The organism is Bradyrhizobium oligotrophicum S58, assembly GCF_000344805.1.
Classification (GTDB): domain Bacteria; phylum Pseudomonadota; class Alphaproteobacteria; order Rhizobiales; family Xanthobacteraceae; genus Bradyrhizobium; species Bradyrhizobium oligotrophicum.
Map to the genome: position 1 here is coordinate 1 of NC_020453.1, position 15,976 is coordinate 15,976.

The 15,976-nt window shown below is 66.3% G+C and carries 12 protein-coding genes; all 12 read left to right on the top strand.

Annotation, left to right across the window (positions count from 1 at the left end):
- Positions 1–680: 680 nt before the first annotated feature.
- The 12 genes from S58_RS39270 (at position 681) to S58_RS00060 (ending at position 15,971) form a co-directional block, all read left to right on the top strand.
- On the top strand, positions 681–815 hold the full coding sequence (locus S58_RS39270) for a hypothetical protein (protein ID WP_277996602.1): 135 nt from the start codon (positions 681–683) through the stop codon (positions 813–815).
- 180 nt (positions 816–995) lie between these two features.
- Positions 996–2,429, top strand: coding sequence for a chromosomal replication initiator protein DnaA (gene dnaA, locus S58_RS00010; RefSeq protein ID WP_042338450.1), 1,434 nt, complete (start codon positions 996–998; stop codon positions 2,427–2,429).
- Positions 2,430–2,724: 295 nt separating this feature from the next.
- Entirely contained in the window at positions 2,725–3,843 is a 1,119-nt protein-coding gene (gene dnaN, locus S58_RS00015) for a DNA polymerase III subunit beta (protein ID WP_042338453.1), read from the top strand.
- 227 nt (positions 3,844–4,070) lie between these two features.
- Complete coding sequence (gene recF / locus S58_RS00020; protein WP_015663168.1) at positions 4,071–5,207, top strand: DNA replication/repair protein RecF; 1,137 nt, start codon at positions 4,071–4,073, stop codon at positions 5,205–5,207.
- A 134-nt stretch (positions 5,208–5,341) separates the two neighbouring features.
- Positions 5,342–7,495 carry a hypothetical protein gene (locus tag S58_RS00025; protein ID WP_015663169.1) on the top strand — a complete coding sequence of 718 codons (2,154 nt, stop codon included), beginning with the start codon at positions 5,342–5,344 and terminating at the stop codon, positions 7,493–7,495.
- A 327-nt stretch (positions 7,496–7,822) separates the two neighbouring features.
- A complete protein-coding gene (gene gyrB, locus S58_RS00030; protein WP_015663170.1) occupies positions 7,823–10,258 on the top strand; it encodes a DNA topoisomerase (ATP-hydrolyzing) subunit B in 2,436 nt (811 codons plus the stop codon).
- Between the two features lie 89 nt (positions 10,259–10,347).
- Positions 10,348–10,602, top strand: coding sequence for a FitA-like ribbon-helix-helix domain-containing protein (locus S58_RS00035; protein ID WP_015663171.1), 255 nt, complete (start codon positions 10,348–10,350; stop codon positions 10,600–10,602).
- On the top strand, positions 10,599–11,021 hold the full coding sequence (locus S58_RS00040; protein ID WP_015663172.1) for a type II toxin-antitoxin system VapC family toxin: 423 nt from the start codon (positions 10,599–10,601) through the stop codon (positions 11,019–11,021). Before S58_RS00035 ends, S58_RS00040 begins: the two co-directional genes overlap by 4 nt.
- Positions 11,022–11,129: 108 nt before the next feature.
- Entirely contained in the window at positions 11,130–12,425 is a 1,296-nt protein-coding gene (murA, locus tag S58_RS00045; protein WP_015663173.1) for a UDP-N-acetylglucosamine 1-carboxyvinyltransferase, read from the top strand.
- Between the two features lie 162 nt (positions 12,426–12,587).
- Complete coding sequence (locus S58_RS00050) at positions 12,588–13,097, top strand: hypothetical protein (protein ID WP_015663174.1); 510 nt, start codon at positions 12,588–12,590, stop codon at positions 13,095–13,097.
- Positions 13,098–13,300: 203 nt separating this feature from the next.
- The gene (locus tag S58_RS00055; protein WP_015663175.1) at positions 13,301–13,780 is read left to right on the top strand and encodes a DUF2867 domain-containing protein; all 480 of its coding nucleotides are present in this window, start codon (positions 13,301–13,303) and stop codon (positions 13,778–13,780) included.
- Between the two features lie 805 nt (positions 13,781–14,585).
- The gene (locus S58_RS00060; protein ID WP_015663176.1) at positions 14,586–15,971 is read left to right on the top strand and encodes an MATE family efflux transporter; all 1,386 of its coding nucleotides are present in this window, start codon (positions 14,586–14,588) and stop codon (positions 15,969–15,971) included.
- Positions 15,972–15,976: the final 5 nt, after the last annotated feature.

Consider the following 15,976-nt stretch of genomic DNA (forward strand, 5'->3'; position numbering starts at 1 on the left):
CGAAAAACATCGGCTCGAAAATGACTTAAGCGCATAGTGCGCTCAAGTGATTGGAAAAGTCGCCGCGCTCGGCCCGAACGTAAAAAAATTATGAAGAAATTTTGGGCAGACGATGTTGTTTGTCACATCCGAGATTCCTCGCGATGATTCAAAACGTTGCTTTCTTAACGCGCAACACCTCGTGGCAAGCGGCGCGAAGACTCGTCGCGCGTGCTCCGATCAAATGGATTGCGAGTCCCGGCGCATCGTGTATTTCTTAAATCCACTCGCGGCGCCCACGATCTTGAGACCAGCGCGGTTTTAGAAACGGGGCGGACGTGCAAATCGGCGGCGGTGTGCGCGTTGGCGACGCTTTCAATAGCGATAGCCGGATTGGTACCCATAGCAATATGGGGAACGACTGAACTTTGTCGAAATTTCTCGGGCGTGACATCATCGTTGCGCCGCTTTGAACAAGAGAAATACGACATCGGTCGACCCGGCTCGAGCTTGCGTCGGCTTCGCTCAGCGAGCGGACAAGTTGGACGGGATGTACGGCGTAGCGGCTGAATCTTGGGGTTCAGGCGCGGCTGCATTGGGATGACAACTTGCCGTGAGCAATCGCGGCAGGGCGGGGAGGTTGCATGTTTTACGGACACATTGCGGGCACACACGATAGGCTAGTTCCGGATCACGCACCCTTGGCGGTCGACCTGACAGTCGACTTGTCGGTCAACCTGGCGGTCAACACTGAAGTGATCGACATCTCCAGCCCGGCCATCGCCAGCACGGCAATCGGCCCTCCCGCGTCCATCGCGCATCTGAGTATGCGCTGACCTCGCGGAGAAGCTTCTTCCACCAGCATTGATGGCCCGACGGCGTCCGCGCCGAACGGTGAGCCATGTCTGGAGTTGAGCCTCCGCTCGAGGTCTCGCTGCGGCATACGCGTCCCTCCACGGAGCGTCTGCCTGGCGATCACACGACACCATCACTCAATTCGAAAAGTTGCGACTGCCATGACAAATTCGGAACAGGATCGCTGGTCTCGCGTGAAGGGTCGGCTGCGCTCGACCGTCGGCGAGGACGTCTATACGAGCTGGTTTGCCCGCATGGACCTCGAAGCCGTTCAGGACGAGAGCGTCCATCTGTCGGTGCCAACGCGGTTCCTGAAGAGCTGGATCCAGGCCCATTATGCCGAGCGCGTGTTGTCGTGCTGGCAGGCCGAGATGCCCGAGGTGCATCGGATCGATCTGTCGGTGCGCTCGGCGATGCGATGCGCCGCGCCTGCCAAGGAAGCGCCGGTCGCCGTCGAGGCGCGCCGCACTGAGCGCAGCGACGTCAGGCCGATGAACAACGAGAGCCGCGCTCCGGGCACGGCGTCGCTGGCAACCAGCCATGACGCGCTCGGCGGCTCGCCGCTCGACCCGCGCCTGACCTTCGCGAGCTTCGTCGTCGGCCGCGCCAACACGCTGGCCCATGCGGCTGCGCGCCAGGTCGCCGACGGCCGCCGCGGCGACCCCGTGATGTTCAACCCGCTCTACATCCATGCCGGTGTCGGCCTCGGCAAGACGCACCTGCTGCAGGCCGTGACCTGGGCCGGCAATGCCGGCGGCGAGCGCAAGGTGCTGTATTTGACGGCCGAGAAATTCATGTACGGCTTCGTCGCAGCGTTGAAATCGCAGACCGCACTGGCGTTCAAGGAAGCGTTGCGCGGCATCGACGTGCTGGTGATCGACGACCTGCAGTTCCTGCAGGGCAAATCCACCCAGGCGGAGTTCTGCCACACGCTGAATGCGCTGATCGATGCGGGACGCCAGGTGGTCATCGCAGCCGACCGGCCGCCGTCCGACCTCGAAAGCCTCGACGACCGCGTCCGCTCGCGGCTCGCCGGTGGTCTCGTCGTCGAGATGGCTGCGCTCGGCGAGGATCTGCGCCTCGGCATTCTCAAGTCGCGCGTCGCGGCGGCCCGCGCGCATCATGCGAGCTTCGACGTGCCGGAGCCGGTGCTGGACTATCTCGCCCGCTCCATCACCCATAATGGCCGCGACCTCGAAGGCGCCATCAACCGCCTGCTGGCGCACTCCAAGCTCAACAACCAGCCGGTCACGCTCGACATGGCCGAGCGCGAGGTGCGCGACCTCGTCCGGCCGCAGGAGCCGAAGCGGATCAAGATCGAGGACATCCAGCGCGTCGTCGCGCGGCAATACAATGTCAGCCGCTCCGACCTGTTGTCGTCGCGCCGCACCGCCAATGTCGTCCGCCCGCGCCAGGTCGCGATGTACCTCGCCAAGACCCTGACCCTGCGCTCCCTGCCCGAAATCGGCCGCCGCTTCGGCGGACGCGACCACACCACCGTGCTGCACGCCGTGCGCAAGATCGAGGCGCTGGTCGGCAAGGACATTGCGCTGAACGACGAGGTCGAGTCGCTCAAGCGCCAGTTGCAGGATTGAACTTGTAGCACGGCCCCGGGGAGCGGACAGAAGGTCCGCCCCCAGCCGCGCTTGTTCCGCCCCTCGGACGCTGCCCTCGGAGCGCGCCGCCGGATCGCGGAAACGCCTGCGGAAACATGGGAAATCGCCCCCGCATCCCTTGCACTCGGGCCCCATCCGCGCCACTTTACGCCTCCCCCTCACGCTCCTGGACGCTGGCAAAGCGCCGTTCGGGCGCGAGGTGCCATCGGCCGCGGCGCTGCTCAGCCCGCCGGCATTCCAGGACGAGCTCAGTTGGGAACGGGCGGGTAGTGCAATGAAGGTGACCGTCGAACGCGCGCAGCTCTTGAAGTCGCTGGGCCACGTCCATCGCGTGGTCGAGCGGCGCAACACCATCCCGATCCTGGGCAATGTGCTGGTCCGCGCCGAGAATGCCCGGCTGTCGCTGCGGGCGACCGATCTCGATCTCGAAGTGACGGAAACCCTCGCCGCCGAGACCGCCACCGCGGGCTCCACCACGGTTCCCGCGCACATGTTCTACGACATCGTGCGCAAGCTGCCGGACGGCTCGCAGATCGTGCTGGAGAGTGACGGCGAGCGCGCGGTGCTCGCGATCCGCGCCGGCCGTTCCAAATTCACCCTGCAGACCTTGCCGGAGAGCGACTTCCCGGATCTGGCCGCGGGCGAAATGACGCATGCGTTCGGGGTTCCCGCCAAGGACATCAAGAGCCTGATCGACCGCACCCAGTTCGCGATCTCCACCGAGGAGACGCGTTATTACCTCAACGGCATCTATCTGCATGCCGGCGGCAACGCCAAGCAGCCGACCTTGCGCGCCGTCGCCACCGACGGCCACCGCCTCGCCCAGGTCGACCTGCCGCAGCCGGCCGGCGCCGCCGAGATGCCCGGCGTCATCGTGCCGCGCAAGACCGTCGGCGAGGTGCAGCGGCTGATCGAGGACAATGACAGCGAGATCAGGATCGAGCTGTCGCAGGGCAAGATCCGCTTCACGCTCGGACAGGTGGTGCTGACCTCGAAGCTGATCGACGGCACCTTCCCGGATTATGGCCGCGTCATCCCGCAGAACAACGACAAGGAGCTGGTCGTCGACAAGGCCGACTTCGCCGCCGCCGTCGATCGCGTCTCCACCATCTCCTCGGAGCGCGGCCGCGCCGTGAAGCTGGCGCTCGCCCCCGGCAAGCTGGTGCTGTCGGTGACCAATCCGGACTCCGGCAGCGCGACCGAAGAGCTCGAGGTCGAATACGCCGCCGACGCGCTCGATATCGGCTTCAACTCGCGCTATCTGCTCGACATCGCCGCCCAGATCGAGGGCGAGGTCGCGGTGCTGCGCCTGGCCGATCCGGGCTCGCCGACCCTGATCCAGGACCGCGACAACAGGAACGCCCTGTACGTGCTGATGCCGATGCGAGTGTGAGCTGCAGCGACCATACGTAGGGTGGGCAAAGCAAAGCGTGCCCACCATCTCCAACTAACAGGCGGTGGGCACGGCGCTGCGCGCCTTTGCCTACCCTACGGGCTCTCTCCGTCATTGCGAGGAGCGGAGCGACGAAGCAATCCAGGCCCGGCGGGCCGCCGGTATCGAAGCAGCTCTGGATTGCTTCGCTTCGCTCGCAATGACGGAGCCCAACAGCTACAGCCTCGATGACCCCATCCCGCATCAATCGCCTCGCGCTGACGCATTTTCGCAGCTATCGCGCTGCGAGCGTCAGCGTGCAGGCGGACATGGTGGCGCTGGTGGGGGCCAACGGCGCCGGCAAGACCAATTGCCTGGAGGCCATCTCGTTCTTCGCGCCCGGCCGCGGCCTGCGCCGCGCCACATTGGAGGACGTCGCCGACAATCAGGGCGACGGCTCCTGGGCGGTCTCCGCGGAGGTCGAGGGCGCGTTGGGGCTGACGACCTTCGGCACCGGCATCGAGCCGCCGCGCAGCGATGCCAGCACCATCAGACGCTGCCGCATCGATCGCGAGCCGGTCGGCTCGGCGGCCGCGTTCGGCGACCACATCCGCATGGTGTGGCTGACACCGGCGATGGACGGCCTGTTCATGGGCGCGGCCTCCGAGCGGCGGCGCTTCTTCGACCGCCTGGTGCTGGCGATCGACAGCGAGCATTCGAGCCGCGTCTCGGCGCTGGAGCGGTCCTTGCGCTCGCGCAACCGGCTGCTCGAGGTGCGCAATTTCGACGACCATTGGTGTGATGCGATCGAGCGGGAGACCGCCGAGCTCGCAGTCGCCGTGGCTGCAAGCCGCGGCCAGACCGCGCTCAAGCTCGCTGCGATGCTGCGCCAGCGCGGCGCCGCCTCCGCCTTTCCTTCCGCCGAGATCGCGCTCGACGGCTGGATGGAGAATGCGCTGCTGACGGAGCCTGCGCTCGCCGTCGAGGATCGCTACCGCGCGATGCTGCGCGACAATCGCGCACGCGATGCCGCGGCGGGGCGCACGCTCGATGGTCCGCATCTCACCGATCTCCACGTCATCTACGCGCCGAAGAACATGCCGGCGCGCGACGCCTCGACCGGCGAGCAGAAGGCGCTGCTGATCGGCCTCATCCTCGCGCATGCGACGCTGGTCGCCGAGACCACCGGCATCGTGCCGATGCTGCTGCTCGATGAGATCGTCGCCCATCTCGACCCCGGCCGCCGCACTGCGTTGTTTGCCGAGCTGGGCACGCTCGGTGCCCAGGTATGGCTGACCGGTGCCGATCCCGCGGCGTTTGCCGAGCTGCGCGAGCTCGGCGAGATCTTCGACGTCGAGGCGGGACGTATCAGCGCGCGTCGGTAACTCAGTCCCCTCTTGAACCTTCCGGTTCCCCGCCCCGACTAGTTTGTCGTTGGATCGCATGCTGGTGCCGCCCGCCGCCCGTTGACAGGCAGATGCCAGGGCGCGCGCGTGCCCGAAAATACCGGAGATTCGAGATGTCAGAGCTATGGCAGCAGGCCATCGCCGCGCCGCGACCGCGGCTGTTTGCATGCGGAATGTTGCTGCTCGCCAGTTGCGCCGGGCCTGCGCGCGCCGACGACGCCATCGTCGACGTTCACGCGCTGCCGCGGATGGAGGGCGCGGTGGAGGACACATCGCGTCCTGATCAGTATCGCGTCGTGTATCGCATTCCGACGCCGGTCGCCGCGACCAACGCAGCCACCCAGCAGTTGCTCAGTGCCGACGGCTGGGTGCGCTATGTCAGGCCACTCGATGAGACCAGCACCCTGCTCACCTACAAGAAGGGCAGGCAGGGACTGACGGTGTTCTTCACCGGAAGCGCCGGCCGCCCCGGCTGGTCGGAAGTCACCTACTCGCCGCAACGGATCTACGCCGACCTCGCATTTCCCGACGGTGCCGCCGACATCGTGTTCGACGAGACGCGGCCCTATCTGTCGTGCATCGCGCCGATGGCGCTCGAGGCGACGCAGGCATTCTTCGCCAAAGAAATGGCCGTAACGGGCTGGCAGAAGCTGACGGCGGAAGCCGCCACGCGCTGGCCCAATGCCGATGTGAGCGAGGCCACGCCGGGCGGCGTGCGCGCCTTCTACGGCCGAGACGACAGCGCCGGCGGCCGCCGCCAGACCCCCGTCATGCTGACCCTGACCCGGCGCGACGACGGCCGGACCCATGTCGAGATCCGCGTCGCGCCGTTCGCGCTTCCCGCCGAGCTGGACGCCGATGACGATCGCGCCAGCCTGCCGATGCCGAAGCCGACGAAGTGGTCGCAGAGTCTCGGCGGGGCGAGTTTCCCGAGCCGCCAGGCCAAGGGCGCCGTGATCGCCGAACTACCGGCCGTGCTTGCCTTCTACACGCGCGAGATCCCGGCGCGCGGCTGGCGGATCGAGGCGGCGGGTCCGGGAACGCCGGACGAGGTCGCGCTCAAGGTCGTCGCGCCCGAGGAGACCGGGACCCTGAAGCTGTCCCGCAAGTACGACCTCACCATGGTCGAGCTGTCGATGCGCGCCACCGAAGCTGCGCTGGCCGCCCGCGCCAAGGCGAAGAAGACCGCCGACGACAGATTCATGGCCGATGCCGCCGCGATGGCCAAGCAGGTGATCGCAGCCGACGAGGCGCGCCGCGCCACCCAGGCCGCCACGCCGTCGGATACGCCGGTGAAGACGCTGGCCGACAATCCGGCGCCGATCCCGCTGCCGGAGACCGCCGAGGCGGTGCAGTTCGACGGCAGCGAGGGCCGGCTGGAGTTCAAGTCCACCTCGACCGTGAAGGCGCTCACCAGCTTCTACCGCGCGACCTTGAAGCCGGCCGGCTGGAGGGAGGCGCCGACCGTGATCGACAATCCGACCATGGCGCGGCTGGAGTTCTCCGCCAAAGGCAAGTCGGTCGCGTTCACGATCATGCAGATGGGGCCCAAGGTGAACGTGACGGCGGACGGCACCGGCCTGCTCGCCGCCACCAGGCCTGCGGCCGGCGCAAAGGCCGTGGCCGAGCCGGCGGCGGACGCGGCGCCGCTCGAAGCCGATCCGGACTCGGCGCTGCCCGTTCCGAAGCAGCGCAGCGCGACCTCGATGTCGAAATCCAAGGCGCCCGGCATGGACACGCCGCTGCGGCTCGAGCTGGAGGCCAGCGTGCCGGCCGAGCTGAGCGCCGTCATGGCGTTCTACCGCACCGAGCTGATCAAGCTCGGCTGGCGGGAGACATCCGACGGCGCGCAGCAAGGACCCGAGCGGGCCCGGCTCGCCTTCGCGTCTCCACAAGGGCCTGCGGTGCTGACGCTCGGCCGCGCCAAAGGCGAGACCTCGGTCAATCTGGTGCAGAAGAACGCGGACGCCGCGGCCAAGGCCGAGATCCTGCCGAAGCCCGGCCAGGCCAAGCTCATGCTCGGCAATGTCGGCGAGGCCGACGTCGTGCTGACGATCAACAAGCAGACGGTCAGGATCGCAGCCGGCACCGGCAGCCCGACGACGCCCAAGGGCCCGCTGCTCGATCTGCCGCCCGGCAAGTACCGCTACGAGGTGAAGATCGCGGGCCGCCGGCCGACGATCGATACCATCGTGCTCGGCGCCGGCGACGTCTGGGGCCTGATGGTGGGCCCGACCGGCCAGGCGCTGCCGCTGCCGCTGTACTGACCTCTGGAAGCGCCGTAGCGCCGGCGTTCTCGAGAGCAAACGCACATCCGAGGCCGCCCGCGACGGGCGGCCGATGGCGTTCAGCGCTCTCCGAATGGAGCTTTGCAGGCCCCTTTCGAGCGACCGCCGAAGCGCCTCCGAATCGCACTTTCGCGGCCTCCGAAAGAGGCCCTCGAACGGCTTGAAAAACCGTTAAAAAAACCTATCTCTTCAATATCTTAGGATGTGCCACTTTGCGCTAGGCGCGTGACGTCTTTCATGGCACAAATGGTTCTCTCAGCATCCCCTGCGCGGCACCGCCCTTCGGGATCCTTTCAAAGGCCTCACATGACCGAACCCGCCCGGCAAACCATCGCCGACAACGAGCCTGCCCCCGCGAACGAATACGGCGCAGAATCGATCCGGGTGTTGAAGGGCCTAGATGCCGTGCGCAAGCGCCCGGGCATGTATATCGGCGACACCGACGACGGCTCCGGCCTGCACCACATGGTCTACGAAGTCGTCGACAACGCGATCGACGAGGCGCTCGCCGGTCACGCCACGGCGGTCGAGGTGATGCTCAATCCGGACAACTCTGTCACCGTGCGCGACGACGGCCGCGGCATCCCGGTCGACATCCACAAGGGCGAAGGCGTGTCCGCAGCCGAGGTCATCATGACCCAGCTGCACGCCGGCGGAAAGTTCGACCAGAACTCCTACAAGGTTTCGGGCGGCCTGCACGGCGTCGGCGTCTCCGTCGTCAACGCGCTGTCGAGCAAGCTGCAGCTGCGCGTCTGGCGCGACGACAAGGAGCATCTCATCGAGTTCGCCCATGGCGACGCGGTGGCACCGCTGAAGGTCGTCGGCGAGGCCCAGGGCAAGCGCGGCACCGAGGTGACGTTCCTCGCCTCCCCGGACACCTTCAAGAACATCGAATATGACTATGCCACGCTCGAGCATCGGCTGCGCGAGCTCGCCTTCCTCAATTCCGGCGTCAACATCGTGCTGTCGGACATGCGTCACGCGGTCGAGAAACGCGAGGAGATGCGTTACGACGGCGGCGTCGAGGAGTTCGTCAAATATCTCGACCGCAACAAGAAGGCGATCGTGCCCGCGCCGATCATGGTGCGCGCGGAGGCCAACGGCATCACCGTCGAGGCGGCGCTGTGGTGGAACGACAGCTATCATGAGAACGTGCTGTGCTTCACCAACAACATTCCGCAGCGTGACGGCGGCACCCATCTCGCCGGCTTCCGCGGCGCGCTGACGCGCCAGGTCAACGGCTATGCCGAGTCGCACGCCAAGAAGGAAAAGATCGCACTGACCGGCGACGACTGCCGCGAGGGTCTCACCGCGGTTCTTTCCGTGAAGGTGCCGGATCCGAAGTTCTCGTCCCAGACCAAGGACAAGCTGGTGTCCTCGGAAGTGCGCCCCGTGGTCGAGAACGTGCTGAACGAGGCGCTCGCCGCCTGGTTCGAGGAGCACCCGGGCGAGGCCAAGACCATCGTCGGCAAGGTGATCCAGGCCGCGGCCGCGCGCGAGGCCGCGCGCAAGGCGCGTGAGCTGACCCGCAAGAGCCCGCTCAGCGTCTCGTCGCTGCCGGGCAAGCTCGCCGACTGCCAGGAAAAGGATCCGGCCAAGTCCGAATTGTTCATCGTCGAGGGTGACTCCGCAGGCGGCAGCGCCAAGCAGGGCCGCAACCGCGAGTTCCAGGCGGTGCTGCCGCTGCGCGGCAAGATCCTCAATGTCGAGCGCGTGCGCCCGGACAAGATGCTGTCGAGCGAGCAGATCGGCACCCTGATCACCGCGCTCGGCACCGGCATCAGCGACGAATTCGCGATCGACAAGCTGCGCTATCACAAGATCATCGTGATGACCGACGCCGACGTCGACGGCGCCCACATCCGCACCCTGCTGCTGACGTTCTTCTACCGCCAGATGCGCGAGATCATCGACCGCGGCCATCTCTACATCGCGCAGCCGCCGCTCTACAAAGTCACGCGTGGCAAGTCCGAGCAGTACCTGAAGGACGAGCGCGCGCTGGAGGACTATCTGATCGGCACCGGGCTCGACGACTGCGTGTTCAAGAGCGCCGAGGGCGAGGAGCGCAAGGGCCGCGACCTGCTCGGACTGGTCGAGGAGGCCCGCATCGTCCGCAACGTGCTGCGCAATCTGCACAGCCGCTACGACCGCAAGGTGATCGAGCAGGCCGCGATTGCGGGCGTGCTGCGGCCGGAGATCACCCGTGACATCGCGACCGCGGACGCCGCGGCCGAATATATTGCCAAGCGGCTCGACGTGCTGGCGGACGAGGTCGAGCGCGGCTGGGTCGGTCATTTCGTCGAGGGCCAGGGCTTCACCTTCGAGCGCACCGTGCGCGGCGTGAAGGACGTGGCCGTGCTCGACGACGCGCTGCTCGCCTCGGCCGACGCCCGCAAGCTCGACGACTATGCGGCGCGCCTGCAGGAGGCCTATGCCAAGCCCGGCGTCCTGCGCCGGGGCGAGGTCCCGACTGTCATTCACGGCCCGATCGACCTGTTCGAGGCGGTGACCGATGCCGGCCGCAAGGGCATCGCGATGCAGCGCTACAAAGGTCTCGGCGAGATGAACCCGCAGCAGCTCTGGGAGACCACGCTCGACACCGACGCGCGTACGCTTCTCCAGGTGAGGATCAAGGAGGTCGACGAGGCCGACGACATCTTCACCAAGCTGATGGGCGACGTCGTCGAGCCGCGCCGCGAATTCATCCAGGACAACTCGCTGTCGGCCAACGTGGACGTGTAGTCTTCTCTGAGCCGGGAGAAATGCTGCACCTAGACAATGATATCATTTTATGATAGTGATATCACTCCTTCTGTTGGGAACTTGCGGTCATGCCGGCGGTGACCATTCGCAACCTGTCCGACGAGACGCATCGAGCCTTGAAAGCGCGGGCGGCTCAGCACAATCGCAGCACAGAGGCGGAAATTCGCGCCATCCTCGAAGCCGCTGTCCAACCCGAGGGACGTGTGCGTCTCGGCACCGCATTGGCTGACATGAGCCGGAACATCGGACTCACCAATGCCGATGTCGAAGCCCTCGAACAGCATCGCACGAGCAAGCCCGCGGAACCGTTGCGCTTCAAATGATCCTGCTCGACACCAATGTCGTGTCGGAATCCATGAAGCCGGAGCCTTCACCCCAAGTGAAGGCATGGCTCGACCAGCAGATCGCGGAAACGCTCTATCTGTCGAGCGTGACAATTGCCGAGTTGATGTTCGGCATTGGCGCGCTTCCGAGCGGACGGCGCAAGGACCGGCTGACTTCCGCGCTCAATGGAGTCTTGGAGCTGTTCGGAACCAGAATCCTGTCTTTCGATACCAGCTCTGCCCGTCACTATGCTGAGCTCGCCGTCAAGGCCCGCGCCGCCGGCAAGGGGTTTCCGACGCCCGGTGGTTATATCGCAGCGATTGCCGCCAGCCATAGATTCACCGTTGCATCCCGCGATAGGAGCGCATTCACGGCTGCGGGTCTTGCGGTCGTCGATCCCTGGACCGTCGCGTCCTGAGCAGTGCCGCAGTGGCCTGCCCGCGCCTTCCGTGATAATTCCTGGGCGGACTGATGTGCCGCGTTCGCTGGCCCCAGCGTATCACCCCTCAAAACGGACCTTTCGCGCATGGCGCCCATTCAATACATCGTCGAGGGTGGTCACCGGCTCAAGGGCGCGATCGAGCCGTCCGGCAACAAGAACGCGGCGCTGCCGATCATCGCCGCCGCGCTGCTGACCGAGCATCCGGTGACGCTCGACAACGTACCGCGCATCCGCGACACCGAGACCCTGGTCGAGCTGATCCGCTCGGTCGGCGCCTCGGCCGAATGGCGCGGCCGCAACCGGCTCGCGATTCACGCCAAGGAGATCCGCGCCGCCGATCTCGATCCGGATCTGTGCATTCGCATCCGCGCCTCGATCCTGCTGGCCGGGCCCCTGCTCGCCCGCTGCGGCGAAGTGGCGCTGCCGCCGCCGGGCGGCGACGTGATTGGCCGCCGCCGCCTCGACACGCATTTCCTGGCCTTCGAGCAGCTCGGCGCCACCGTGACGGCGACCGACAAGATCGAGCTGCGCGCCTCCGGCCTGAAGGGCGCAGACGTCTTCCTCGACGAGCCCAGCGTCACCGCAACCGAGAACGCGCTGGTCGCGGCGGTCGCAGCCCACGGCACGACTTACCTGCGCAACGCGGCCTCGGAGCCGCACGTGCAGGACCTCGCGCATTTCCTGGTCGCGCTCGGCGCCAACATCGAGGGCATCGGCACCAACACCATGGTGATCCACGGCGCCAGCACGTTGGGCCAGGCGAGCTATTCGATCCAGCCCGATCACATCGAGGTCGGCTCGCTGATCGGGCTCGCCGCCGTGACACGCTCGCCCCTGCGCATCGTGCGTGCCGGCACCGAGCATCTGCGCTCGATCCGCATGGGCTTCGAGCGGCTCGGCATCGTCTGCGAGGTCGCCGGCGACGACTTGATCGTTCCGTCCGAGCAGACACTGAGGATCAAGGATGATTTCGGCGGCCACGTGCCGAAGCTGGAGGACCAGCCGTGGCCGGCCTTCCCCGCCGACCTGATGTCGATCGCGATCGTCACCGCCACGCAATGCGAGGGCGTGGTCCTGATGTTCGAGAAGATGTTCGAGTCGCGGATGTTCTTCGTCGACAAGCTGATCTCGATGGGCGCGCGCATCGTGCTGTGCGACCCGCACCGCGCCATCGTCGCCGGCCCCAGCCGGCTGCGCGGCGCCCGCGTGGTGTCTCCCGACATCCGCGCCGGCATGGCCATGCTGCTCGCCGCGCTCTGCGCCGAGGGCACATCAAAGATCGACAACGCCGACCAGATCGAACGCGGCTACGAACGCATCGACGAACGGCTGAATGCGTTGGGCGCCAAGATCACCCGCGTGCCGGAGCGCGGACGGTAGACATGGTCGGTCCGGCTATTCCCCCCGGCGTCATTGCGAGCACAGCGAAGCAATCCGGGAGCGTCGATGGGACTCTGGATTGCTTCGCTGCGCTCGCAATGACGAACTGATAAATCGTACGGTGGCACGGCGCGAGCGGCATAGCGTACGAATTGAGATGGGATGGCGCGCCTTTGCCCACCCTACGCAGTCAACGCCAGCGGCGCAAAGCAAATGGGGTTGATACGCAGATGGCTCTCCGGCCTCGTGCGCAGGCCATTGGAGCTGGACGACGTCTTCTTCGGGCGCCTCGTCTCGATGGGATCTTACTGGGAAGCGAGGCGGCCGTTTTCGCCCACACGAACCGAAATCGAGCTCTTCATCGATGCGCCCGGCGAACGGCAGCCTCCCAATCAACGACAGCGCGAATTCTTCGCGTGGGTCGAGCGCGACTACGCCGACATCATCAGGAATGTCGATCAGGTCGCGCGCCCCATCCGTGAACGGTGGTTCCGAAAGCCGACCGAAGGCCCCTTCGAGGCGGAGTTCATCCTGAGCAGCTTTTCGATTCCGCTTCCGAGGGACGGCGCAGCCGGGTGGGAGATGTCTTTCGACTCGCGGACCGATCCTAATCACATCTTGGTCGTGGAGCTTCGTGGCGCAGAAGCCCTCGTCGCCCGCATGGATGGGTGACACCTCGCAACGATGGCCGAGAAAACCTCAGGATCGGCAAAGGCACGCCGGCACCGTCCCGACTGATGCACGATGGTTCTCGCGTCGCGCCCATCGCGCTGCGCGCGACGGCCAACGGCGGACACGCGCTGGCTTCGCGGACGCGCGCGTGCGATGATGCTTCGCAGGATGGGGACATCCATGACATGTGAGGCTCACTGCTCATGATCATCAGCGAGATCACTCCCGACGTCGACCGCAACAAATGGCTCGCTGGCGCGGACTTTGCCGATGCCTTCCGCATCACGATCGACGGCCCGGCCGTCGATGCCCGCACGGCGGCCGAGCGCATGCTTGGTCACGCGCCCTGGTGGATGACCGCGCTGCTGACGCTCCGGAATCTGCTGGTCAGGCCTTTCGGGCTGAAGACATCGGGCGCGGACGCACGAGACCCGCGTCCCCTGATCGGAGTCTTTCCGATCATCGACGAAACGCCGCCACGGATCGTGCTCGGCTTTGACGACAAGCATCTCGACTTCCGGGTCCTCGTCGACGCCTCGTCCCATGGCAGAACATCGCAGGTCACAGCAACAACCCTGGTGCAGACCCACAATGCGCTCGGCCGCGTCTATCTCACCGTCATCACGCCGTTTCATCGCCTCGTCGTCAAGGCGATGCTCCGGCAGATCGCGGCGGCCGCCTGATCACGCCCAAGCCTTTCGCTCTCCCCTCACGCGGTCACTGCACGCGCAGCGAAGCAATCCGGCGCTCCGCCGCGGAGACGATGGCGCGTGCTTCGCTGCGCTCGCGTTGAACCGCGGATCTATCTGGGCCCGGCCATCTTTTCGGGCTGATGTTTTTCCGAACTTTTCGCTTGCTTTTATTCCGAAAGTCAGAAATACTGCCGCCATCCCGTCCTCATGAGAGGGGCGCTTCGCGGTCGTCACGGACGTTGAGGGCGGGGATGCGGTGGGCGCGGCGCTCACAGCGTGCACTCGGTTCACCGAGGCTGGCGCGTGGACGAATGAGCTGCCGCGTACGGCGAAAGCGTATGGTCCTGACCTCCCGACGCTGAGGTCAAGCCGGCGGGGATGATGATCCGCAGGCGACGGGGGCAAGAAAGCCCGGTCCCCGGGGAGAGTACGTATAAGTCGTTCCAACCATCGCGCGGGGAATGCCGGGATGTCTCGGCTGAACCTGTGGTTCCTGCCGCCAGCATTTTTTTCAGCTGGCGGGCCATGGGTGCGGCCAGCGCCCGGCATTCCCCGCGCCCTCTCTATTCCATGAGGGCCACGACGATGCATCCCTCGGGCGCGCCTGCGCCGCGAGAATGCGAGCCGATGCCGGCAATCGTTCAACATGGCTGAGAGCTGATGACGATCGTCGTCATCGCGATCGGACGCATCGGCGACACCGCTGCGCTGCGCCGATCGTGGTGCGCGCAGCGCGACTGCCTCGATGAGGGGGCGTGATGTGCACGACGCAACGAGGACTGCTATAGCCTCGCTCATGACCTCCACAGCCGGAACCAACCACGCGCCGCGGCCGGTGACGCCGACGCCTCCCCTCGCGCTCGAGCTCTGGGACACGATCCGGCTCGCCGCGCCGATGGCGCTGACGCAGCTGTCGCAGATCGCGATGATGTCGACCGACCTCGCCTTCATCGGCCGGCTCGGCGGCGATGCCGTGGCGGCGGCCGCGTTGGCCGGCACAGTCTACTTCGTCGGCTCGACCTTCGGCATGGGCCTGATGTCCGCGGTGGCGCCGCTGGCCGCGCAGGCGTTCGGCGCCGCGGATGCTGCACTGGTGCGGCGCGCGCTCCGCGTTGGATTGTGGGCCGGTCTCCTCATCGCGCTGCCGATCATGCTGATCGCACTGAACGGCGAGACCATCCTGCTCGCGCTGGGACAGGCCCCGGGCGTGGCGCATCTCGCGCAACACTATCTGTCCGGCCTCGCCTGGGGCATCGCGCCGATGCTGTGGTTCCTGGCGCTGCGCAGCTTCATGGGCGCGGTCAACCGCCCCGAGCCGGTGCTCTGGATCACACTGATCGCGATCCCGCTCAACGCGCTGCTGGTCTATCCGCTGCTGTACGGCCATTGGGGGTTTCCGCGGCTGGGCCTGACCGGCGTCGGCCTCGCGACCTCGCTGGTCAATGCCGGCACGTTCCTCGCCGGGTTCGGGATCGCGACGTTCCGTCCACCATTTCGCGACTATCGGGTGCTGGCGCAGCTGGGACACGTCGACTGGCGATTGATGCGGCAGCTCCTCATCCTCGGCGCGCCGATCTCGCTGTCGTTCCTGCTCGAATACGGTCTGTTCTCGGCAGCCGCAATCCTGATGGGACTGATCAGCACGCCCGCGCTCGCCGCGCATCAGATCGCACTGCAGATCACGGCGATCCTGTTCATGGTGCCGTTCGGAATCAGCATGGCCGCGACCGTGCGCGTCGGCCACGCCGCCGGACGCAGTGACGCGACCGGCATTCGCCGCGCCGGCCTGATGGCGATGCTGCTCGGGCTCATCCTCGCGGTGCTGTTCACGCTCGGCATCGTCATTGCGCGCCACGACATCGTACAGCTGTTTCTCGGCGCCGGCATTTCCGACGCCGAAGCGACGGCGGCACTCGCCGCCACGCTGCTGCTCGTCGGCACCACTTTCTTCATCACCGACGCGCTGCAGACCATCGCGGTTGGCGCACTGCGCGGCATCAAGGACACACGGGTGCCGCTGCTGCTCGCCGTGCTCGGCTACTGGCTGATCGGCTTTCCCGCCTCTTATGTGCTCGGCCTGCACACCGCGCTCGGCGCGGTCGGGATCTGGATCGGCCTGTCGATCGGCACCACCATCTACGCCGCGCTTCTGGTGGTGCGCTTTCTGCGGCTGACCCGATGAAGAGC

Bases quoted from the DNA above. Each gene is read 5' to 3' on its own strand.
- murA (WP_015663173.1), top strand. From the start codon at position 11,130: ATGGCGCCCATTCAATACATCGTCGAGGGTGGTCACCGGCTCAAGGGC.
- S58_RS00040 (WP_015663172.1), top strand. From the start codon at position 10,599: ATGATCCTGCTCGACACCAATGTCGTGTCGGAATCCATGAAGCCGGAG.
- dnaN (WP_042338453.1), top strand. From the start codon at position 2,725: ATGAAGGTGACCGTCGAACGCGCGCAGCTCTTGAAGTCGCTGGGCCAC.
- S58_RS00050 (WP_015663174.1), top strand. From the start codon at position 12,588: ATGGCGCGCCTTTGCCCACCCTACGCAGTCAACGCCAGCGGCGCAAAG.
- S58_RS00055 (WP_015663175.1), top strand. From the start codon at position 13,301: ATGATCATCAGCGAGATCACTCCCGACGTCGACCGCAACAAATGGCTC.
- S58_RS00035 (WP_015663171.1), top strand. From the start codon at position 10,348: ATGCCGGCGGTGACCATTCGCAACCTGTCCGACGAGACGCATCGAGCC.
- dnaA (WP_042338450.1), top strand. From the start codon at position 996: ATGACAAATTCGGAACAGGATCGCTGGTCTCGCGTGAAGGGTCGGCTG.
- gyrB (WP_015663170.1), top strand. From the start codon at position 7,823: ATGACCGAACCCGCCCGGCAAACCATCGCCGACAACGAGCCTGCCCCC.
- S58_RS00060 (WP_015663176.1), top strand. From the start codon at position 14,586: ATGACCTCCACAGCCGGAACCAACCACGCGCCGCGGCCGGTGACGCCG.
- recF (WP_015663168.1), top strand. From the start codon at position 4,071: ATGACCCCATCCCGCATCAATCGCCTCGCGCTGACGCATTTTCGCAGC.
- S58_RS00025 (WP_015663169.1), top strand. From the start codon at position 5,342: ATGTCAGAGCTATGGCAGCAGGCCATCGCCGCGCCGCGACCGCGGCTG.